The following is a 21,474-nucleotide window of genomic DNA, read 5'->3' as shown; positions in this document are numbered from 1 at the left end:
CTTCATCCATGACACTTTCACTGAGCCACGTTCACGTCTACACCGACGACCCCGATGCCTCGGTTGCGTTCTACCGGGACGCTCTCGGACTCGAGGTCAAGAGCGAGGTGGCCAACGACGGCTACCGCTGGATCACGCTGTCCACCAGCGAACAACCCGAGATCGAGGTCGTGTTGTCGCAGCCGCACGCGGGCCGTTCTCGGGAACTGGGCGATCAGCTCGCCGCGCTGCTGGCCAAGGGCGAGTTGCCGGGACTACTGTTCCGCGCCGACGACCTCGACGCCGCGTTCGAGCGGATCCGCGCGGCGGGTACGGGCGAGATACTGCAGGAGCCGACGAGTCAGCCCTGGGGTGCCCGCGATGCCGCGTTCCGTGACCCGGCCGGAAACATGGTGCGCGTCAGCCAAGCCTGAAGTGTGGCGCCCGCCTCGACTACAGAGCCGAGGCGAGCGCCAGACCGCCACCGCACGCGAGTACGGACGCCACCAGTGTGCCGATCGCGTTGACGGCGGCGTCGACCCGACGGCGCTGCTGCAGTAACCGCACGGTGTCCACGGTTGAGGTACTGAAGGTGGTGTAGCCCCCACAGAACCCGGTTCCGAGAACTGCCTGCGCATCGGTGGAGCCGGCGCGCAGCATCACCCAGCCGGCCAGCAACCCGAGCAGGAACGAGCCCGAGATGTTGATACCGACGGTTGCCCACGGGAAGCTCGTGCGCGAGCTCAGCCGTGACTTCACCTCGGCATCGACGAAGAATCGCGCGACCGACCCGAGCGCGCCGGCCAGGATCACCAGGGCCGCGATCATCGGATCACTCTGTTGGCGAACATGATTCCGGCTCCGGCCGCCACAACTCCCAACACCACACTGACGACGGCATATGCCGACGCCAGTCCGATGAATCCGCCCCGGACACCCTCGACCGTTTCGAGGGCGAAGGTGCTGTACGTGGTGAACGCGCCACAGAACCCCGAACCGCCGAGCAACCGGAGCCGACGCCGTCCACCCGTATCGGGACCACTGCGCAGCAGCGACTCGAGCAGCAACCCCAGCACGAACGCACCGACGATGTTGATTCCGAAGGTGGCGAGAGGCCACTGCGACGTCGTGTGCGGGAGACGTTCCTCGATCGCATAGCGAGCAGCAGTGCCTGCCGCGCCGCCGACGAATACCGTTGCCAAGGCCGCGAGGTTGCGATGCGATGCCGGGTCGCTCACCGCCGGCTCTGCTCTCTGTCGTACCGATGCTGCACGATGAACAGTATGACGACAGCGACGCACGCGACCGTAGGCAACTTGCGCGAAGACGCCGAAAGGCTGCTGCGTGAGCTCGCCGGCCCCGATGCGGTGTTGCGCGAGGACCAGTGGACGGCAATAGAGGCGCTGGTCGTGCACCGTCGGCGGGCGTTGGTGGTCCAGCGGACCGGTTGGGGTAAGTCGGCTGTCTACTTCATCGCCGCGAAACTACTGCGCGCCCAGGGTCTGGGACCGACGGTCATCGTGTCGCCGCTGCTGGCGTTGATGCGAAACCAGGTCGCCTCTGCGCAGCGCGCCGGGGTGCGGGCGGCGACCATCAACTCGGGCAACATGACCGAGTGGGACGAGATCCATGAACAGGTGAACTCGGGTGAGCTCGACGTGCTGTTGGTCAGCCCGGAGCGCCTGAACAATCCCGACTTCCGCGACCAGGTGCTGCCGTCGTTGGCCGGTGACGCCGGCCTGGTCGTGGTCGACGAGGCCCACTGTGTCTCCGATTGGGGACATGATTTCCGGCCCGACTACCGGCGGATCCGAACCCTCATCGCCGAACTGCGCGACGGCATACCCGTGCTGGCCACCACGGCGACCGCGAACGACCGGGTGGTCGACGACGTCGCCGCCCAACTCGGGGTCGGCGGCGGAGACACCCTGGTCCTACGCGGCGGACTCGCACGAGACTCACTACGGATGTCGGTGGTGCGGATCGAGAACGCCACCGAGCGCGCAGCGTGGCTCGGCGATCACCTGAAGACCCTGCCGGGCTCCGGAATCATCTACACGCTGACGGTCTCGGCCGCCAAGGATCTCGCCGCGCTGCTCACCGACCAGGGCCACGTCGTGGCGTCGTACACCGGTCAGACCGACCCCACCGAACGCGAATCACTCGAAGCCGACCTACTCGCAAACCGGGTCAAGGCGCTCGTCGCGACCTCCGCACTCGGCATGGGGTTCGACAAACCCGACCTCGGCTTCGTCGTGCACATGGGGGCACCGTCCTCGCCGATCTCCTACTACCAGCAGGTCGGTCGCGCCGGCCGCGCCACCGAACGCGCCGACGTCGTACTACTCCCCGGCCACGAGGACCGGCAGATCTGGAGCTATTTCGCCTCCGTCGCATTCCCGCGGGAACATCTCGTGCGACAGGTCATCGAGGCACTCGATACCGACAAGGCTCAGTCGACCCAAGCTCTCGAGCCACTGGTCGAGCTCAATCGCAGCAGGCTCGAGATGGTGCTCAAGGTCCTGGACGTCGACGGGGCCGTCAGACGCGTCCGTGGCGGTTGGATGGCCACCGGTGAGTCGTGGACGTACGACGCGAGCCGCTACGAACGCCTCGAGCAAGCCAGGGACCGTGAGCAGCAGGCGATGCTCGACTACCAGAGCACCGATGGGTGCCGGATGGAATTTCTTCGTCGGCAGCTCGACGACCCCGATCTCGGCGCACCCGGCACCGAGTCCGACCGTTGCGGCCGATGCGACAACTGCACGGGCGAGCATCTCTCGTCCGCGGTCGATGCCACGTCGGTCGACTCTGCGAGGGCCCGGCTCGATCGCCCCGGACTCGATCTCCAGCCCCGAAAGCAGTGGCCCAGTGGGATGAAAAAGCTCGGTGTATCGCTCTCGGGCAAGATCGGCAACCCGCACCGACCGGGTCGCGTTCTCGGCCGCCTCACCGACCTCGGGTGGGGTGGACGCTTGCGAGCCCTGCTGGATGCACCCGACGCTCCCGTCACCGAGGCGCTGGAGAAGGCCTGCATCTCGGTGCTGGCCAACTGGGACTGGGCCGACCGCCCGACCGCCGTGCTGGCCCTCGACTCCCCCACCCACCCGCTGCTGGTGCGCTCGGTAGCCGAGCGCCTGGCAACCGTCGGGAAGCTGGAGAACCTGGGAGTGATGCAGGTCAGACCCGGACATCCCCCGGTATCGGCCGCGAATTCGGCCTTCCGAGTTGCCGGCCTGGTGGACTCGTGGGAGGTTCCGGACGTATCGTCCGTAGACGGGCCGATTCTGCTCGTCGATCTGCTCACCGACACCGGTTGGACGTTCACGTGTGCCACCGCCGCGCTGCAGGCTGCGGGAGCGGATGCGATCCTTCCCTTCGCATTGGCAACGCCCAAGTAGGGCTCCGGCACAACGTGCGGGTTTGAAAACGCGCCAGGTGGGTACCGCCAGCCGATCCTGAAATATGTGAGCACCATCACAATCGGCGGTTAACCAGGCAAAGCATGTCCGATTCGGGCGTCGATTCTCCGACGCACTCGATATGCTCCCGCCTCCTTGTTACGGTCGTATTTCCTATGAAGCCTGCATTGCTGAGAGGTACCCCGCTCACTGCGCCGGACGCAGTGAAGTTTCGTAAGCCACAGATCTCCGACGGAGTCCGGCTCTGGGAGATCGCAAGAGATTCACGAGTTCTGGATCTGAACTCCAGCTACTCGTACGTGTTGTGGTGCCGAGATTTCGCGGCCACCACTGTCGTATCCGACATCGACGGCCGCGCAGTCGGTTTCGTCACCGGATACATCCGCCAGGACGCCCCTCGAACGCTGTTCGTGTGGCAGGTCGCCGTGGATGCGGACCAGCGCGGCAAGGGACTTGCCGGTCGCATGCTCATGGAGCTGCTCGACCGCCTCGAGCCACAGGGCATCACGCACCTCGAAACCACGATCAGCCCGGACAACGAAGCGTCCATCGCAACCTTCACCAGCCTCGCACGCAAGCGAGGTACCGACATCGTCAAGTCGGATTTGTTCGCGCCCAACGATTTCCCTGATAGCCACGAAGCAGAAGAGCTCTACACCGTAGGCCCGGACGCATCGCGGAATTACGAAAGGAACAAGCAGAACATGACCGAAAAGAACACAGTGACAACAGAGAAGCCCGACGTATTCGAGACCGTCGAGTCCGGCGTGCGTAGCTACAGTCGCCAGTGGCCCGCCGTATTCACCACAGCGAAGAACTCGGTCATCACCGACGAGAACGGCAACGACTACCTCGATTTCTTCGGTGGCGCAGGCGCACTCAATTACGGCCACAACAACGACATGATCAAGAGCGCGTTGGTGGACTACATCACCAGCGATGGCATCACGCACGGACTCGACATGTCCACCGTCGCCAAGCGTGAGTTCCTCGAGTCGTTCAAGAAGAACATCCTCGACCCCCGTGGCTTGGACTACAAGGTTCAGTTCCCCGGTCCGACGGGCACCAACACCGTCGAGGCAGCGCTCAAGCTCGCTCGCAAGGTCACCGGGCGCGAGGCGATCATCAACTTCACCAACGCATTCCACGGCATGACACTCGGCGCGTTGTCGGTCACCGGCAACTCGATGAAGCGAGCTGGCGCCGGAATTCCATTGGTGCACACCACTCCGATGCCGTACGACAACTACTTCGGCGGCGTCACCGAGGACTTCCAGTGGTTCGAGCGCGTTCTCGACGACTCGGGCAGTGGATTCAACCGACCGGCCGCGGTGATCGTCGAGACCATTCAGGGCGAGGGCGGCATCAACGTCGCACGTCCGGAGTGGTTGCGCGCGTTGGCCGAACTGTGCTCGCGACGCGAAATTCTGCTGATCGTCGACGACGTGCAGATGGGCTGCGGCCGCACCGGCCAGTTCTTCTCCTTCGAGGAAGCCGGCATCACCCCGGACATCGTCACCCTGTCGAAGTCCATCGGCGGCTACGGCATGCCGCTGGCGCTGACACTGTTCAAGCCCGAGCTGGACGTCTGGGCACCGGGTGAGCACAACGGCACCTTCCGCGGCTTCAACCCGTCGTTCGTCACGGCGAAGGCAGCCATCGACCACTACTGGTCCGACGACAAGTTCGAGAAGGACGTTCTCGCCAAGGGTGAGCACATCCAGGATCGGTTCATGAAGTTGTGCGCCAAGTTCGACGGCATCTCCACCCGCGGACGCGGCATGGTCCAGGCTCTGGTGTTCGACGACGCGGAGTTGGCCGGCAAGGTGTCTCAGCTGTGCTACGACGAGCGTCTGCTCGTCGAGACCGCGGGCCCCAAGGACGAGGTCGTCAAGCTTCTTCCCCCGTTGACTACGACGATCGACGAGCTCGACCGCGGCCTGGACATCATCGAAAGTGCAGTGGCGAAAGTTCTGTCCTAGCAGCGTCCAGCACACACCGACATCGAAGGAGACATCGCATGATCGTTCGCACCACCGAAGAAATCACCGGAACCGACCGCGACATCTCGAGCGAGGACGGCAACTGGCGCAGCAAGAGAATCATTCTGGGCGGTGACAAGGTCGGCTTCTCGTTCCACGAGACCACCATCCAGCCCGGAACGGTGAACAACTTCCACTACGCGAACCACGTCGAAGCGGTGTGGCTCATCGAGGGTGAAGGAACGCTGACCGATCGCGAGACCGGACAGACGTACGAGCTCGGACCGGGGTCGATGTACCTGCTCAACGGGCACGAGCGTCACACCGTGGAGCCGCGCACGACAATGCGCATGCTGTGTGTGTTCAACCCGCCGGTCGTCGGCAACGAGACGCACGACGAAAACGGCGTGTACCCCCTCGTCGAGGTACCTGCGTAACGCATTTCGTCACAACACCGGGCCCGCACCGACGCATTGTCGGTGCGGGCCCGGTGTCGTCGTTGTGGGTCGATGCGTGACACGACTCTTCGCTATCCTGGACGAGGTGAATGCTCCGACCGCGCCCGCGGAAACGTATCGGCAATTGCTCTCGATGCTGGACGGAAGAACTGTTGCAGTGCTCACCGGTGCCGGCATGTCGACCGACTCCGGAATTCCGGACTATCGGGGTCCGAAGTCACCACCGCGCAATCCGATGACTTTTCAGCAGTTCATCGGTGATGCCGAGTTCAGAAGGCACTACTGGGCGCGTAATCACGTGGGTTGGCGACACATGGACGCGGCAGTGCCCAACGACGGCCACCGAGCCCTGACCCGTCTCGAACGCGCAGGAGTCGTCACCGGCATCATCACCCAGAACGTCGATATGCTGCACACCAAGGCCGGCAGCCGCAACGTCATCGATCTCCACGGTGTCTACGCCCGCGTGCGCTGCCTGAACTGCGAGCGGTTGGTGTCGAGGTTCGAGTTGGCCAGACGCTTGGATCGAGCCAACCCCGGCTTCGTCGAATCCTTTGCTCCGGCCGAGGGCGTCGAGATCGCACCCGACGCCGACGCGATCATCTCGTCCACCGCGCATTTTCGGATGGTCGATTGCGAATCCTGTTCCGGCATACTCAAACCCGACATCGTCTATTTCGGCGAGAGTGTCCCCAAACCGCGCGTCGCCGAGGCCTTCGACCTCGTCGATCGCAGCGACGCGCTGCTGGTGCTGGGGTCCTCGCTGGCCGTGATGTCGGGCCTGCGATTCGTCAGACACGCGTTCAAGACCGGCACGCCCGTTGTCATCGTCAATCGGGGTTCTACCCGTGGCGACGAATTCGCCTCTCTCACACTGCATACCGGCTGTTCGGAAACAGCGACAGCGCTGGCCGACGCGTCCGATCAGGCGCGGACGAGATCGTCCGCGTGAACCACCGGACGCTGTAGCTCCGCGGCCAACTCCCCCGTGGACCGCCCGAGCATTCCGGACAACTCCCCGGAGTCGTAGGCGACGACCCCACGGGCCACCAGTACACCGTCGGTATCGACGAGAGAGACGACGTCTCCGCCGTGAAAAGAACCGGACACGGCCGTGATCCCCGCAGACAACAACGACCTGCGCCGCTCGACGACTGCTCGCACGGCACCGGCATCGAGGTGTAGCTCACCTGCCGCGTCGGCCGCATGCCGCACCCAGAACTTTCGTGCCGACAACCGCGTCGGGCGCGCCGCGAAGGCGGTGCCCACTGCGGATGTCGTCAGAGCGTGAGCAGCATCGGATGCCGCGGCCAGCAGCACCGGAACCCCGGCGTCGGCCGCCAGGCGCGCAGCAGAGAGTTTGGAGGCCATACCGCCGGTACCGAGCGCTCCCCCGGACCCGGCGACGACGCCGTCCAGATCCTCCGGGCTGGTCACCTCGGGGATCAACGTGGCCGAGCCCTTGCGCGGGTCACCGTCGTACAGCCCGTCCACATCCGAGAGCAGGAACAGCGCGTCGGCACCGACGAGGTGTGCCACGAGTGCCGCCAACCGATCGTTGTCACCGAACCGAATCTCGGCGGTGGCCACGGTGTCGTTCTCGTTGACGATCGCTACTGCGCCGAGCGACCGTAGCCGATCCAAGGTGCGCTGGGCATTACGGTGATTGGTTCGCCGCGCGATGTCCTCGGCGGTCAGCAACACCTGCCCGACCGTGCGGCCGTACCGGTGGAACGACGAACTCCAGGCGTTGACCAGAGCAAGCTGCCCTACGCTCGCCGCAGCCTGCTTCGTTGCGAGGTCACGCGGGCGTCTGGTGAGGCCGAGTGGTGCCATGCCTGCACCGATCGCGCCCGACGAGACGACGACCACGTCGGTGCCGCTACGCATCCGCGACTCGATGGCGTCGGCCAACAGGTCCAGTCTAGCCAGATCGAGACCGGCATCGAGGCTGGTGAGCGCCGAGGATCCGATCTTGACCACGATGCGCTTGGCATCGGCGATCGTACGACGGGTATCGGTGAGAGCCTCTGCAGGCGAATCGGATTCACGCACCGACACCTCGTTTACTCCTGTTCGGTATCGAGCCCGCGGCGAACCTGACGGGCGTGCTTGCGCTCGGAGGCACCGATGCGCTCGACCTGATCGAGTCGAGCATCGGTGCCGCGACCGGTCATCGTGATCTCGACACCGGCCGGGGTCTGCGGTTCCCAATCGAAGGACACGTCGCCGATGGTGACCGACGCGCCCGGCTGAGCGCCCGCCTTGATCAGCGCATCCTCGACGCCGAGCCGCGCGAGGCGGTCCGCGAGGTAGCCGACGGCCTCGTCATTGGTGAACTGCGTCTGGCGCACCCACCGTTCCGGACGGGTACCGCGCACGATGAAGCCGTCCGGGATGTCCGGATCCTTGACGACCTTGAAGCTGTCGTCGTTTCGTGCGACGGGACGCAGCACCTGACGCCGCGGCTCCGGTGCCGGGTGAGCTGTGCGGTAATCCTCGACGAGCTTCGCCAACGCGAACGTCAGGGGCTTGAGACCGGCGCGCGTCACTGCGGAGATGGTGAACACCGGCCAGCCGCGAGACTCGAATTCCGCGGTGACCATCTCGGCGAGCTCGGCACCCTCGGGAATGTCTGCCTTGTTCAGCACGACGATGCGGGGCCGGTCGGCGAGATCACCGAGGCTGGCATCACCGGACAGGGCCGGCTTGTAGGCCGCCAGCTCCGCTTCGAGAGCGTCGACGTCGGAGATCGGGTCGCGGCCCGGATCCAGTGTCGCGCAATCGACTACGTGTGCGAGCACAGCGCATCGCTCGAGGTGACGCAGGAAGTCCAGTCCGAGACCGCGGCCCTGACTCGCGCCGGGGATCAGTCCGGGGACGTCGGCGACGGTGAACGTGGTGTCTCCACTGGAGACGACACCGAGGTTGGGCACCAGTGTGGTGAACGGGTAGTCGGCGATCTTCGGCTTCGCTGCGGAGAGAACCGAAACCAGCGAGGACTTACCGGCCGACGGAAACCCGACGAGGCCGACGTCGGCGACGGACTTGAGCTCGAGGACGAGTTCGCGTTCGATGCCCTCTTCGCCGAGCAGAGCGAAACCGGGCGCTCGACGAGCCTTGGACGCCAGTGCTGCGTTGCCGAGCCCGCCGCGCCCGCCGGGAGCGGCGTCGAAACGCGTTCCCTCACCGATCATGTCGGCGAGGACGTTGCCCTTCTTGTCGAGCACGACGGTGCCGTCGGGGACCTTGAGAATCAGGTCCTCTCCGTTGGCCCCTTCACGGTTTCCGCCCATGCCCTGAGTTCCGTTGCCGGCCTTCGCATGACTGGAGAAGTGGAAGTCGAGCAATGTGTGGACGTTGCTGTCGACGACGAAGATGACTCCGCCACCCTGACCGCCGTTGCCGCCGTCCGGGCCGCCGAGAGGCTTGAACTTCTCGCGGTGAACCGAAGAGCAGCCGTTGCCACCTTTGCCGGCGCTGACGTGCAGCACCACGCGGTCGATGAATCGTGACATAGCTGTCTTCGATCCTTTCTGGAAGAAAAACGGGGTGAAAAAAGCGATAGGGGCGGACCGGTCTCGTGACCCTGGTCCGCCCCTATCGGGAGCTGTGAACGTGCGCGGTGGACGTCCGACCCGGGCAGTTGCCTGCCGTGCCGGTCATCGTGAGCGCGAGCTGCAGAAGGACTAGGCCTCTACAGTGACCGGAACGATGTTCACGGTCTTGCGTCCGCGCTTGGCACCGAATTCGACTGCGCCGGGAGCGAGTGCGAACAAGGTGTCGTCGCCGCCACGGCCGACGTTGACGCCGGGGTGGAAGTGCGTGCCGCGCTGGCGGACCAGGATCTCGCCTGCGCCGACGGTCTGGCCGCCGAAACGCTTGACGCCGAGGCGCTGTGCGTTCGAGTCGCGACCGTTACGGGAGCTTGATGCACCCTTCTTATGTGCCATGTTGCATACCCTCCTCGGGGTGAATCAGCTGAAAAGAACTCGGGTCCGGTAAGACCTGGTTACTTGATGCCGGTGACCTTGAGGACAGTCAGCTTCTGCCTGTGTCCCTGACGCTTGTGGTATCCGGTCTTGTTCTTGAACTTGTGGATGCGAATCTTCGGGCCCTTGGTGTGCTCGACGATCTCACTGGCGACCGAGATCTTTGCCAGCTTGTCTGCATCTGTGGTCAGGTCGGATCCGTCTACGACGAGGACCGGAGCAAGCGAGACAGCAGTGCCGGGCGCTCCCTCGATCTTCTCGACCTTGACGAGGTCACCAACAGCGACCTTGTACTGCTTTCCGCCGGTCTTGACGATCGCGTACGTTGCCATCGGAGGGCTACCCCTTGCTTCTTCGAACTTGCTCGCGTTGCGCATGGCACCGCGACTGGTCTGGTAAAACGTGTTTGCTTGCTCCCATTCGGCCGATCCGGACCGAACTGCATCCGAACCACTCGAGAACTGTTTCCACTTGCAGGACCGCTAGGCACAACAAGACAGTGTCACCGGGAGCGACTTATCAAGGTTACGGCAGAGAGACGGCCAGGGTCAAACCGCCTCGACCCCTACACATCGATGTCCACCGGCGGGCCTGCCGGACGTGCCGCTGCCCGTCTCCTGCGTGGACGTGCGGTCGGCACGTCCACCTGCTCGACAGGCTGCTCCGCCGCCGCTGTCAGCGGTGCTGAATCGGCCACCGTGTCACCGCCGGCCGAACCTGCGTCGGTAACATCGTCGGCGTCTGCCGTGGCCGAAACCACCATCAGCACACCGGCATCCGGCGCTGCACTGGTCGGCGCGGCGGCCTTCCGAGCCACCCGTCGACCCCGTCGTGGAGTGGCCACCACCGGCTCCGGCTGAGCGGGGGTGTCGTCGGAGGACTGCGTCGCCCCGGTATCCGCGGAACCGCCGTCGCCGACGGATTCTGCAGCCGGCACCGGCTCGTGAGCCTGCGCGCTGTCCACGGTTGCCTGCGCGGCGTCCGCGTCCTCGTTCGCCGCTGCGGCGACAGCAACGTCCTCGGCCGAGACCACGGTGACCGACTCGTCCTTGTCACCGGCGGAGCCGGACGGTGCCTGTGAGACCTCCGCGGGGCTGACATCGGCCACCACGTCGTCGTGATGCGCTGCCATCGCCAGAGCCACGGGGTGTGCCCGCTTGATAGACGGGTCGACCACCGGGTGGTCGGTCCCGTCCGTCGTGCCCGACTGTCCGTTCGGCGTCGACCGCTCGGTGTTGTCGGACCGATCGTTTCCGTCGGACTTGGCGTCCTTGCCGCGTCGACGCCTGCTGCCGTTGCCCGAACCGTTCGAGTCCGAACGTGACGAGCTCGGGCGTCCACCGTCGGAGTCCGGCTTGGCGTCGATGGGGAACGGATGCACGATGATTCCGCGACCCTGGCAGTGCTCGCACGTGGTGGAGAAGGCCTCGACCAATCCCGTGCCGAGCTTCTTGCGCGTCATCTGCACCAGACCGAGCGAGGTCACCTCCGACACCTGATGACGGGTCCGGTCACGGCCCAACGCCTCGGTCAGGCGGCGGAGCACCAGATCACGGTTCGATTCCAGCACCATGTCGATGAAGTCGACGACGATCATGCCGCCGATGTCGCGCAGACGCATCTGGCGGACGACTTCCTCGGCCGCCTCGATGTTGTTGCGGGTGACGGTCTCTTCCAGGTTGCCGCCGGAGCCGGTGAACTTTCCGGTGTTGACGTCGACGACCGTCATCGCCTCGGTGCGATCGATCACCAGCGTGCCGCCCGAGGGCAACCACACCTTGCGATCGAGGGCCTTCGCCAGCTGTTCGTCGATGCGGTGAGCTGCGAACACGTCCACGGAGCTGCCGTTGGCCTCGTAGCGCTGCAGGCGCTCCATCATGTCCGGAGCCACGGTCTCCACGTAGTTCGACGTGGTCGTCCACGCCTTGTCACCCTCGATGACGAGCTTCGAGAAGTCCTCGTTGAAGAGGTCGCGGATGACCTTCACCAGCATGTCGGGCTCTTCGTACAACGTCTGCGGCTGCACGCCCTTGCCTGTTTCGGCGTTCGCGGACCGCTCTTCGATGCTGGCCCACTGGGCCTGCAGCCGCGTCACGTCGCGCGCGAGTTCTTCCTCGCTGACGCCCTCGGCTGCGGTCCTGATGATGACGCCGGCCTCGGGGGGAACGATGTCGCGCAGAATCTCTTTGAGTCGCTTGCGCTCGGTGTCGGGCAGCTTGCGGCTGATGCCGGTGGAACTGCCACCGGGAACGTAGACGAGGAAGCGTCCGGCCAACGACAGCTGAGTCGTCAAGCGAGCGCCCTTGTGGCCCACCGGGTCCTTGCTGACCTGCACCAGAACCTGATCGCCCGGCTTGAGGGCCTGCTCGATCTTGCGCGCGCTTCCGCCGAGACCGGCGGCGTCCCAATTGACCTCGCCTGCGTACAGCACACCGTTACGACCACGGCCGATGTCGATGAACGCTGCTTCCATACTGGGCAGGACGTTCTGCACGCGGCCGAGATAGACGTTGCCGACCATCGAGGCGGTGGCGCTACTGGTCACGAAATGCTCCACCAGAACGCCGTCTTCGAGCACGGCGACCTGCGTGGTCAACGGATGGTCCGGGGTGGCCTTCTCGCGAACGACCATCACGCGGTCCACGGACTCACGACGAGCGAGGAATTCCGATTCGGTCAGAATCGGCGGACGACGTCGCCCGGCATCGCGGCCGTCACGGCGACGCTGCCGCTTGGCCTCGAGCCGAGTCGAACCGGAGATGCCCTGCACCTCGTCGCGCGGTGCGCGGCTCTTGTTGCGCGGCTCGCGTTCGTGCACGACGGTGTTGGGCGGGTCGTCCTCGGACGAGGCAGCTGCTTCCGCCGCGGCCTCGGCTCCGGTCTTACGACGGCGGCGACGCCGACGACGACGGCTCGAGCCGTCTCCGTCCGAATCACCGTTGTCGGAATCACCGTTGTCGGAGTCGCCGAAGTTGTCCTGAGCGCCGGACTCGGACTCGTTGTCACTGTCCTCGCCCTGGTTGTCCGACCCGTCGGCGGTGGCGTCGGTCGTGGAGTTCTGCCGATCGGACCCGCGGCCGCGTGACCGCGATCGACGCGAACGCCGTCCCGAACTCGAGGGCTGGTCGTCGCCGGAGGTCTCGTCCGCATCGGAATCGTCGGTTGCGTCCGCCCCGGTGGACTCGCCGTCTGCCGAAGAGGTGGACGTGCTGCTGTCCGTCTCGGAGTCGGTGTCGTCCGAATCCTCGTCGGTCGAGTTGTCGTCGGACGACTGCTCTCCGCGTCCCCGCCCACGACCGCGGCGACCGCGCCGACGGCGACGGGGCTGAGACTGGTCGTCGTCGTCGCCCGCGCCGTCCGCTGCCGAGGAAGCCCCGGACTCGTCGGACGACGCATCCGATGCACCGGACTCGGACACGGGAGCACCGGACACAGCGGTGTCTTGCGCGGCGGTGTCGGCGGCGACCGTCGAGACGTTCTCGGTGGCGGGCGACTCGCCGGTGGCGGTCTCGTCCGTGGCCTTGTCGGACGCAGCGTTGTTGTCGGACGGTGCCTCGTCCTTGGGTGCGGCCTTGCGACTACGTCGACGCCGTGCGGGGGCCTCGGACGGCGCATCCGCCGATTCTGCTGCTGGCTCTGCCGCTGCCGGCTGCAGGAACACCGGCGTCGCGAAGGTCGTGGCCGTGGGTTGGGCGGCCTCGGGCACGGCCGTGGGCGCGCTGGTGAACAGCGTTGCCTCGGCAGCGGGGACCTCTATCGAGGGAGCCGTCTCGGCCGGCACCTCTACCGATGCGGGCTCGGGCTGCTGGTCTGTCGACGCATCCGGTGCCGGCGACTCCGCTGCGGAGGCATCGAGGGCGGGTGCGGTCGGCCCGTTCACCGAATCGCGCACCGACTCGGCAACGTCTCGGCTCAGACTCGACTGCGCGCTGCGGGCTTCGATGCCGAGCTCACCGAGAGTGACGAGCAACTGCTTGCTGGTCACACCCAGAATCTTCGCCAGTGCATGCACACGCAGCCTGGTCGGCAATTCGATGGTGTCGGGTTGCACGGAAACCGCGTCGGATTTCGCGGACGACACCGCGTCGGTGTCCTCCGGATTTCCTGCGTTCGTGCTCTGTACATCTTCGGGCGGGCTTTGATCGGCCACGTAGTCTCCTCGGGCCCCCGGGCGCGTTCATCCGAAATCGGGTGTGACGCGGCCACGCGAGGGCAATCCTTGTGTACTCACGTCGGGTTGGACGTCAGCTGTTCGGTCTCGCTCTCCACAAATCGTGTGAGCCACCTCGTGAATCTCGGTGGCCGACGACGGCGTGTGCAGTGCCTGGCTGGATGGTGGTGTCTCGGCGATCCGAGCGCCTGATCATCAAGCATGAACGCGAACGAGCCTGTCTCTCGTTCGCGACTCTGCGATGACGGGCAGCGGGTCGACGACAGTCATCCGATCGATCCCACGAGCACTTTTTCTCTAGCGAACTTCGGTGGAGCTGAACAGAGGTGGAGCGTGTGAACGTACAAGTGCTGTGGGGTCGATCTCCGTCGAGTATCCCACACGCGATGATCCATACGAGCCACGCCGCACCGATCGGACTTCGAGCGGGTGCGGCGTGACTGCGGAAGTGCTCTGCGACGGGCTTCTAGGAGGCGGTCAGGTCGGGGAACCACAGGGCGATCTCGCGCTCTGCGGATTCCACCGAATCGGATCCGTGTACCAGGTTCTGCTGACCATCGAGGGCCAGGTCACCTCGGATGGTGCCGGGAACTGCTTTGGCAACCGGATCCGTGCCGCCGGCGATCTGACGGAAGGCTTCGATGGCACGGGGGCCTTCGAGAACCGCGGCCACCACGGGCCCGGAGGTGATGAACTCGAGAAGGTCGGGGAAGAACGGCTTGCTCTCGTGCTCCGCGTAGTGAGCCGAGGCCACGTCGCGAGAGACGGTCTTGAGCTCGAGGGCGACGATGCTCAGACCCTTCTTCTCCACGCGGCCGAGGATCTCTCCTACGTAACGCCGGGCAACTCCGTCTGGCTTGATCAGTACTAGGGTGCGATCGGTCACGTCGACGACAGTAATGGACACCGGCACCCGGTCGCGCGGCGCATGGCCCCAACCGACCGGTCCGGTGTCAGTCGCGTTGCCCGGGCAGCATGCCGCGTCGAATGCGTTCGGTGATGTCCCGGCGCAGATAGAGCAGATACAGCCACACGGCAAGGAAGATCAGACCCACGGCACCGATGGACAGATGGAACACGGCCCCGGCCATCACGAAGAACTGCAACGCGAGGTTGAGCTTCATCGCCCAGGGTTCGCCCTGTTTTCCCGCGGCCAGAATCATCACCACGGCGAGCGCCACGATATAGGTGGTCGAGAACCACGTTGCGCCGCCGCCGAGAGTCGCCACGACCGGAAGAGCGAGCAGAGTCACGATCGCTTCCAGTACGAGTGTGCCCGCCGACACACCGCGAAACCCCTTCCACGGGTCGGTTGTCGGTGGTCGAAACTCTGCTTCGCTCACGCGGGATCCTTTCCGAACAACGTGCGCGCTGCGCCCACGGTCACCACCGAGCCGGTGACGACGACCCCGGCACCGGACACGGCTTCGCCGGGCTCGGCCACTTCTTCGGCCAACCCGATCGCCGTCTCGAGCGCATCGGGCAGCGTCGACGCCACCACGACCCGCTCGTCGCCGAACTTGGCCACGGCTATGTCGGCCAACGCGTCGACATCCATCGCTCGACCGGACCCGTTGTGGGTGACGACGATGTCGTCGAACACCGGTTCCAATGCTTCGAGGATCGCGCCGACATCCTTGTCCGCCATGACACTGACGACTCCGACGAGTTTGCGGAAGTCGAATTCGTCGGTCAGGGCGGCCGCCAGTGCAGCGGCCCCGTGCGGGTTGTGCGCGGCATCGAGAAACACCGTGGGCGCGTTGCGTACTCGCTCGAGACGACCGGGATTGACCACGGTCGCAAAGGCTTCGCGCACGGTGTCCTGGTCGAGTTGACGGTCCGGGCCCGCCCCGAAGAATGCCTCGACTGCTGCGAGAGCGAGAGAGGCGTTGTGCGCCTGGTGCTCTCCGTGCAACGGCAGGAAGATGTCGGTGTAGACACCGCCCAGCCCCTGCAACTCCAGCTGTTGTCCGCCCACGGCTATCTGCCGACCGAGAACGGTGAACTCCGATCCGGCCCGTGCCACGGCAGCGTCTGCCTGCACCGCCGCACGAAGCAGGACCTCGGACACCTCGGGTTCCTGCTTGGCGAGGATGGCCACCGTGTCCCGTGGCACGAGTAGTTCCGGTGCCTTCTTGATGATGCCGGCCTTCTCCCCCGCGATCGTGGACAGATCGTCCCCGAGGAATTCGACGTGGTCGAGACCGATCGGGGTGATGACGGCGATCTCACCGTCGACCACGTTGGTGGCATCCCAGCGGCCGCCCAGCCCGGTTTCGATGACGGCGACCTCGACGGGTGCCTCGGCGAAGGCCGCGAATGCCATGGCGGTGACGACCTCGAACTTGCTCATCCGCGGTCCACCGGCGGCCTCGGACTGTGCATCGATCATCTCGACGAACGGTGCGATCTCGTTGTAGGTGTCCACGTAGGTGCGCGGGGACACCGGACGGCCGTCGATACTGATCCGCTCGGTAGCCATCTGCAGATGCGGGCTGGTGGTGCGGCCGGTACGCCGATGGAAAGCGGTCAGCAACGCATCGATCATGCGGGTGACGGACGTCTTGCCGTTGGTTCCGGCCACGTGGATCGACGGATACGCCTTCTGCGGAGAACCGAGCAGGTCCATCAGCGCCGAGATTCGGGCGGTAGACGGCTCGATCTTCGTTTCGGGCCAACGCTTGTCGAGCTCGGCCTCGACGAGTGCGAGCTCGGCCAGGTCGACCGGGGTCGGTGGTGGTGACGGCAGGGCGTCGTCCGGCTCGGTCACTTAGCTTCCCATCGATTCGAGGCGCGCGCCGATGCGCGCGATCTCTTCGCGAGCGATCGTCTGACGAGTTCTGATCTTGTCCACCACCGCATCCGGGGCTTTGGCCAGAAATGCCTCGTTGCCCAGTTTGCCGGTCGTCTGGGCCAACTCCTTCTCCGCAGCGGCGAGATCCTTCACCAGTCGCGCGCGTTCGGCGACCAGATCGACTGTGCCCGAGGTGTCGAGCTCGACGACGACGGTGGCCTTGCTCGTACGCACCTCCACCGATGCCGTCGCCGCGAAGTCCGCACCCGGCTCGGTCAACCGGGCCAGCGAGGTCACTGCCGAGATCTGGCCTTCCAGGTCGGCGTCACCCACTCCGACGATGCGAGCGGCGACCTTCTGCGAGGGCTTGAGCCCCTGATCGCTGCGGAACCGACGAATTTCGGTGATGAGGCGCTGCATGTCCTCGATGCGTTGCGCAGCAACAGGATCGACCGGATCGGCGGCAGGGGTCGGCCACGTGGCGACCACCAGGGACTCGCCCCCGGTCAGCACCTTCCACAGGGTCTCGGTCACGAACGGGACGACCGGGTGGAGCAGGCGCAGCACCGCGCCGAGAACGTTGCCCAGGACTCCACGGGTGGATTCGGCGATGCTCTCGTCAGCGAACTGCACCTTCGCAATTTCGAGGTACCAGTCGCAGACCTCATCCCACGTGAAGTGGTAGAGCGCCTCGCACGCCTTGCTGAACTCGTAGCGATCGAATGCCGAATCCACCTCTGCTCGAACCTGATCGAGTCGGTCGAGGATCCAACGGTCGGCGTCGGTGAGTGCGGCGCGCGACGGCAGCTCGGCCGGCGCTGCGCCGTTCATCAGGGCGAACTTGGTGGCGTTGAACAGTTTGTTGGCGAAGTTGCGCGAGGATTGCGCATGGTCCTCGCCGACGGACATGTCGGCACCCGGGTTGGCACCGCGGGCCAGCGTGAACCGCAGTGCATCCGCGCCGAAGCGGTCGACCCAGTCGAGCGGATCGATGCCGTTGCCCCGAGACTTGGACATCTTCTTACCGAACTGATCGCGAATCAGTCCGTGCAGGAAGACATCTCGGAACGGAACCTGTGGGCCCTGCTTTCCTGCGGTGATGGCGTCGTCGGCTCCGACGTAGGTGCCGAACATCATCATCCGGGCGACCCAGAAGAACAGAATGTCGTAGCCGGTGACGAGTACGCCGGTCGGATAGAACTTCTCCAGTTCGGGAGTGGCCTCCGGCCAGCCCATCGTCGAGAAGGGCCACAGGCCGGAAGAGAACCAGGTGTCGAGGACGTCGGGGTCCTGCTCCCACCCCTCGGGTGGGGTCTCCCCCGGTCCCAGGCACACCGTCTCGCCGTCGGGGCCGTACCAGATCGGAATTCGGTGGCCCCACCACAGCTGACGCGAGATGCACCAATCGTGCATGTTGTCGACCCAGGCGAACCAGCGCGGCTCTTGACTCTTGGGATGAATGACGGTGTCGCCGTTGCGAACTGCGTCACCGGCCGCCTTGGCCAGGGTGTCGACCTTGACCCACCACTGCAGCGACAGACGCGGCTCGATCGGCTCACCGCTGCGCTCGGAGTGTCCGACGCTGTGCAGGTACGGGCGCTTCTCGGCGACCACTCGGCCTTGCTCGGCCAGGGCCTCACGGACCTTGACACGCGCCTCGAATCGGTCCATACCGTCGAACTGCGTTCCGGTATCGGCGATGCGGCCGGCCTTGTCCATGATCGACGGCATCGGCAGTGAGTGCCGAACGCCCATCTCGAAGTCGTTGGGGTCGTGCGCCGGAGTGATTTTCACTGCGCCGGTACCGAATTCGGGATCGACGTAGTCGTCGGCGATGATCGGTATTCGTCGTCCGGTGAACGGATGCTCGAGGGTGGTGCCCACCAGAGCCCGGTAGCGCTCGTCGTCGGGGTGCACCGCCACCGCAGTGTCGCCGAGCATCGTCTCCACTCGAGTGGTGGCCACGATGACGTGCGGTTCGGAGTCGTCCAGCGACCCGTATCGCAGCGAGACGAGTTCGCCCTCGACGTCCTCGAACTTCACCTCGATGTCGGAGATTGCCGTCTGCAACACCGGCGACCAGTTGACCAGCCGCTCGGCGCGGTAGATCAGACCGTCGTCGAACATGCGCTTGAACATGGTCTGCACGGCCTCGGACAGGCCGTCGTCCATGGTGAATCGCTCACGGCTCCAGTCGACACCGTCGCCGATACGACGCATCTGGCCGCCGATGGTGCCGCCCGACTCGCGCTTCCAGTCCCACACCTTGTCGATGAACAGTTCGCGACCGAACTCTTCCTTGGTCTTTCCGTCGGCGGCGAGCTGCTTCTCCACCACCGACTGCGTGGCGATGCCCGCGTGGTCCATTCCCGGGAGCCACAGCACCTCGTACCCGAGCATGCGCTTGCGCCGACTCAGCGCGTCCATCAACGTGTGGTCGAGGGCGTGGCCCATGTGCAGGCTGCCCGTGACGTTGGGCGGCGGCAGCACGATGGAGTACGGCGGCTTGTCGCTGGTGGCATCGGCCTCGAAATAACCGGCATCCACCCAACCCCGGTACAGCTCGGCCTCTACCTCGCTGGGGTCCCAGCTCTTGGGCAAACGGTCGGCTGGGTTGTCTGGGGTCTCTGGCGCTGAACTGGTCACCGGTCGATTCTAGTGGCCCAGTATTCGCGGCATCGACGCGCTCTCGCCCAGGACATGCCCCGCCAGAAATGCCAGTACCACCTCGTACCAGACCTTGGCGTTCTGAGGCGTCAGAATCCAGTGGTTCTCGCCGGGGAAGTACAGGAATCGGTGCTCGGTCTCACCGTCGTCGTCGGCGGGCAGTCCCGATTCGCTGAGCAGTTCGTACCACAACCGCAGGCCCTCGCCGATCGGCACGCGATAGTCCTTGTCACCGTGGATGACCAGCATCGGCGTCGAGATGTCCGCGACGAACAGGTGCGGAGAGTTCTCCACCGCCATCTCGGGGGACATCTCCCGCGCCCAGTACCACGGTGCGTCGGTCGTCGGTCCGAACTGATCGAGTGCCCACAGACTGGCGTGGGTGACGATGGCGTCGAATCGGTCGGTGTGCCCGGCGATCCAGTTGGCCATGTACCCGCCGAACGAGCCACCCATTGCGGCGGTGCGTGTGTCGTCGATATCGGTTCGGGCAACAGCGACGTCGGTCAACGCCATCAGATCGGTGAACGGGGCACTGCCCCACGCGCCCCAACCACGCTGCACGAAGTTCTGGCCGTAGCCTGTGGACAACGCCGGATCCGGGAGCAGCACCGCGTACCCCCGCGCCACCATCAGCCATGGGTTCCACCGCCAGGACCACGTGTTCCACGAACCCAGCGGGCCGCCGTGCACCCACAGCAGCAGCGGCGCGGGCGAATCGTCCGATACAACGTGCGGCAGCGCCAGCCATCCTCGGACTCGACTGCCGTCCTCGACGACGGTCTCGATCTCGGTCAACGTGCCGGGCAGCGGGCCGTTGTCGATTCCGGCGTCGAGGTCGACCACGGTGCCGTCGGACAGGTCGATCGAGACCGGGTGCGGGGCGGCCAGATACGAGGCGGCCACAGCGACTACGCGCTTGCCGTCCGACGACACGTGAACGTGCGTGTACGCGTCGTCGGTATGCGTCAGACGACGCGGCTCCGCACCCGGCTCGATCACGAAGATCGGCGACCTGCCGTCGTCGTCCGCGGTGACCAACACGCCGGACCCGTCCGGCAGCCAGACCGGACCGATCGGCCATCGATCCCAGCCCGGAGCGAGATCGGTGACGGAGTCCGTACCGAACTCGTACTGCTGCAACGTCATTCGTGGCGCTTGTTCGGGAGTCGAGATCGATTCACGGACGAACGCGACGGCACGGCCGTCGGGCGAGATGGCCGGTGCACCCAGATCGGCATCCGCGTCGTCGACGATCGTGGTCCGTTCTCCGGTCACGGTGTCGATGCGCACCAGTATCGTGCGGACGGTTGCCAGCGGGCCGGGCACCGACCACGTGGAGACGACGAAAGTGCCGTCGGCGCTGATGTCGAAGGCCGCTTCCTGCAGAGCACCTGCCGCGTCACGCGTCAGATCACGCAGTGGTGCCGACTCGAGGTCGGTTTCCGTCTCGCCTGCGAACAGATGCGGGGTTGCGGGACCGAGATCGTGATCCCAGAAACGCACCGGCACACCGGTGTGCAGAATCGCATCCACCTTGTTCGTCTTGCGCTCGGTACGCAGGCCGTCGTCGTCCTCGTCTGTCGTGGACGAGCCGAACACCGGCGAGAAGCCGGCGAACCGATCGACGGACCGAGCCGCTCGCACGTCACCGATTCCCGCCGACCGGGTCTCGACCACGTGGGCCTCCCCGCCGGCGGCGGGCAGTACCCACAACTGTGCCGGATCATCCTCGCTGGAGCGGCGCGAGAACATCAGATCCCCGGACGCGGTGAACACCGGCGCGCTCTCGCCCAGCTCACCGTGGGTGATTCGCCGCGCCGGAGAACGTCCGTCCACGTCGATCTCCCACAGCGACGTTCGGTACTCGGTGCGCGAATCACTCAGAGCAGCAACGACAACGACCGCACGAGAACCACTGCGATCCACCGCCAACCCCGTGACACGTCGGGCCGCGATGTACTCGTCGATGTTGTCGTAGACACTCATGCGAACGACAGTAGTGGCAA

The 21,474-nt window shown here is 65.4% G+C and carries 17 protein-coding genes and 1 pseudogene; 6 read left to right on the top strand and 12 right to left on the bottom strand.

Translation table 11 applies throughout. The features are described 5' to 3' along the window. Positions 1 to 8 precede the first annotated feature (8 nt). The gene (locus tag CH266_RS18710) at positions 9 to 413 is read left to right on the top strand and encodes a VOC family protein (RefSeq protein WP_027497546.1); all 405 of its coding nucleotides are present in this window, start codon (positions 9 to 11) and stop codon (positions 411 to 413) included. A 19-nt stretch (positions 414 to 432) separates the two neighbouring features. Here CH266_RS18710 and crcB read toward each other — a convergent pair whose 3' ends face one another. Continuing rightward, the gene (gene crcB / locus CH266_RS18705; RefSeq protein WP_032370224.1) at positions 433 to 807 is read right to left on the bottom strand and encodes a fluoride efflux transporter CrcB; all 375 of its coding nucleotides are present in this window, start codon (positions 805 to 807) and stop codon (positions 433 to 435) included. Next, complete coding sequence (locus tag CH266_RS18700; RefSeq protein ID WP_080729203.1) at positions 804 to 1,217, bottom strand: CrcB family protein; 414 nt, start codon at positions 1,215 to 1,217, stop codon at positions 804 to 806. The genes crcB and CH266_RS18700 overlap by 4 nt, the downstream gene beginning before the upstream one ends. Positions 1,218 to 1,262: 45 nt before the next feature. Here CH266_RS18700 and CH266_RS18695 point away from each other — a divergent pair, with 45 nt between their 5' ends. The 5 genes and pseudogenes from CH266_RS18695 (at position 1,263) to CH266_RS18680 (ending at position 6,793) form a co-directional block, all read left to right on the top strand. After that, entirely contained in the window at positions 1,263 to 3,380 is a 2,118-nt protein-coding gene (locus CH266_RS18695; RefSeq protein WP_032370223.1) for a RecQ family ATP-dependent DNA helicase, read from the top strand. 104 nt (positions 3,381 to 3,484) lie between these two features. Further along, a pseudogene (gene ectA / locus CH266_RS25935) lies at positions 3,485 to 4,057 on the top strand (diaminobutyrate acetyltransferase); the annotation flags it as partial. 48 nt (positions 4,058 to 4,105) lie between these two features. After that, complete coding sequence (ectB, locus tag CH266_RS18690; RefSeq protein ID WP_255175974.1) at positions 4,106 to 5,383, top strand: diaminobutyrate--2-oxoglutarate transaminase; 1,278 nt, start codon at positions 4,106 to 4,108, stop codon at positions 5,381 to 5,383. A gap of 38 nt (positions 5,384 to 5,421) precedes the next feature. Beyond that, complete coding sequence (locus CH266_RS18685) at positions 5,422 to 5,820, top strand: ectoine synthase (RefSeq protein WP_027497550.1); 399 nt, start codon at positions 5,422 to 5,424, stop codon at positions 5,818 to 5,820. A gap of 154 nt (positions 5,821 to 5,974) precedes the next feature. Continuing rightward, on the top strand, positions 5,975 to 6,793 hold the full coding sequence (locus tag CH266_RS18680; protein WP_094716034.1) for a Sir2 family NAD-dependent protein deacetylase: 819 nt from the start codon (positions 5,975 to 5,977) through the stop codon (positions 6,791 to 6,793). On the opposite strand, the gene proB is transcribed toward CH266_RS18680, so the two are convergent. The 10 genes from proB to CH266_RS18630 form a co-directional block, all read right to left on the bottom strand. Beyond that, complete coding sequence (gene proB / locus CH266_RS18675; protein ID WP_370878787.1) at positions 6,766 to 7,845, bottom strand: glutamate 5-kinase; 1,080 nt, start codon at positions 7,843 to 7,845, stop codon at positions 6,766 to 6,768. The two genes, CH266_RS18680 and proB, sit on opposite strands and share 28 nt — an antisense overlap. A gap of 62 nt (positions 7,846 to 7,907) precedes the next feature. Continuing rightward, the gene (gene obgE / locus CH266_RS18670) at positions 7,908 to 9,359 is read right to left on the bottom strand and encodes a GTPase ObgE (RefSeq protein ID WP_032368196.1); all 1,452 of its coding nucleotides are present in this window, start codon (positions 9,357 to 9,359) and stop codon (positions 7,908 to 7,910) included. 171 nt (positions 9,360 to 9,530) lie between these two features. Next, positions 9,531 to 9,794: a 50S ribosomal protein L27 gene (gene rpmA / locus CH266_RS18665; RefSeq protein WP_027497554.1), complete on the bottom strand. Its 264-nt coding sequence runs from the start codon at positions 9,792 to 9,794 to the stop codon at positions 9,531 to 9,533. Positions 9,795 to 9,853: 59 nt separating this feature from the next. After that, positions 9,854 to 10,165 (bottom strand): 50S ribosomal protein L21, encoded by a 312-nt coding sequence (gene rplU, locus CH266_RS18660; protein ID WP_027497555.1) that lies wholly within the window; start codon positions 10,163 to 10,165, stop codon positions 9,854 to 9,856. A 233-nt stretch (positions 10,166 to 10,398) separates the two neighbouring features. Further along, positions 10,399 to 13,983 carry a translation initiation factor IF-2 N-terminal domain-containing protein gene (locus CH266_RS18655; protein ID WP_094715912.1) on the bottom strand — a complete coding sequence of 1,195 codons (3,585 nt, stop codon included), beginning with the start codon at positions 13,981 to 13,983 and terminating at the stop codon, positions 10,399 to 10,401. Between the two features lie 487 nt (positions 13,984 to 14,470). Further along, positions 14,471 to 14,890 (bottom strand): nucleoside-diphosphate kinase, encoded by a 420-nt coding sequence (gene ndk / locus CH266_RS18650; protein WP_027497557.1) that lies wholly within the window; start codon positions 14,888 to 14,890, stop codon positions 14,471 to 14,473. 67 nt (positions 14,891 to 14,957) lie between these two features. Beyond that, a complete protein-coding gene (locus CH266_RS18645) occupies positions 14,958 to 15,347 on the bottom strand; it encodes a DUF4233 domain-containing protein (RefSeq protein ID WP_027497558.1) in 390 nt (129 codons plus the stop codon). Continuing rightward, the gene (folC, locus tag CH266_RS18640; protein WP_052053192.1) at positions 15,344 to 16,774 is read right to left on the bottom strand and encodes a bifunctional tetrahydrofolate synthase/dihydrofolate synthase; all 1,431 of its coding nucleotides are present in this window, start codon (positions 16,772 to 16,774) and stop codon (positions 15,344 to 15,346) included. Before folC ends, CH266_RS18645 begins: the two co-directional genes overlap by 4 nt. Then, a complete protein-coding gene (locus CH266_RS18635) occupies positions 16,775 to 19,444 on the bottom strand; it encodes a valine--tRNA ligase (RefSeq protein ID WP_094715911.1) in 2,670 nt (889 codons plus the stop codon). It lies immediately after the preceding gene. A gap of 9 nt (positions 19,445 to 19,453) precedes the next feature. Then, a complete protein-coding gene (locus tag CH266_RS18630; protein WP_094715910.1) occupies positions 19,454 to 21,454 on the bottom strand; it encodes a S9 family peptidase in 2,001 nt (666 codons plus the stop codon). Between the last annotated feature and the right edge of the window lie 20 nt (positions 21,455 to 21,474).

Origin of the sequence: Rhodococcus sp. 06-1474-1B, assembly GCF_002258885.1 — a bacterium.
Taxonomy (GTDB): domain Bacteria; phylum Actinomycetota; class Actinomycetes; order Mycobacteriales; family Mycobacteriaceae; genus Rhodococcoides; species Rhodococcoides fascians.
This window is presented reverse-complemented; position numbering and strand designations above follow the sequence as displayed.

What these genes read in the sequence shown, in the direction of transcription:
- CH266_RS18710 (WP_027497546.1), top strand. Translation starts at nt 9, where the DNA reads ATGACACTTTCACTGAGCCACGTTCACGTCTACACCGACGACCCCGAT.
- crcB (WP_032370224.1), bottom strand. Translation starts at nt 807, where the DNA reads ATGATCGCGGCCCTGGTGATCCTGGCCGGCGCGCTCGGGTCGGTCGCG.
- CH266_RS18695 (WP_032370223.1), top strand. Translation starts at nt 1,263, where the DNA reads ATGACGACAGCGACGCACGCGACCGTAGGCAACTTGCGCGAAGACGCC.
- ectB (WP_255175974.1), top strand. Translation starts at nt 4,106, where the DNA reads ATGACCGAAAAGAACACAGTGACAACAGAGAAGCCCGACGTATTCGAG.
- CH266_RS18685 (WP_027497550.1), top strand. Translation starts at nt 5,422, where the DNA reads ATGATCGTTCGCACCACCGAAGAAATCACCGGAACCGACCGCGACATC.
- CH266_RS18680 (WP_094716034.1), top strand. Translation starts at nt 5,975, where the DNA reads ATGCTGGACGGAAGAACTGTTGCAGTGCTCACCGGTGCCGGCATGTCG.
- obgE (WP_032368196.1), bottom strand. Translation starts at nt 9,359, where the DNA reads ATGTCACGATTCATCGACCGCGTGGTGCTGCACGTCAGCGCCGGCAAA.
- rpmA (WP_027497554.1), bottom strand. Translation starts at nt 9,794, where the DNA reads ATGGCACATAAGAAGGGTGCATCAAGCTCCCGTAACGGTCGCGACTCG.
- rplU (WP_027497555.1), bottom strand. Translation starts at nt 10,165, where the DNA reads ATGGCAACGTACGCGATCGTCAAGACCGGCGGAAAGCAGTACAAGGTC.
- CH266_RS18630 (WP_094715910.1), bottom strand. Translation starts at nt 21,454, where the DNA reads ATGAGTGTCTACGACAACATCGACGAGTACATCGCGGCCCGACGTGTC.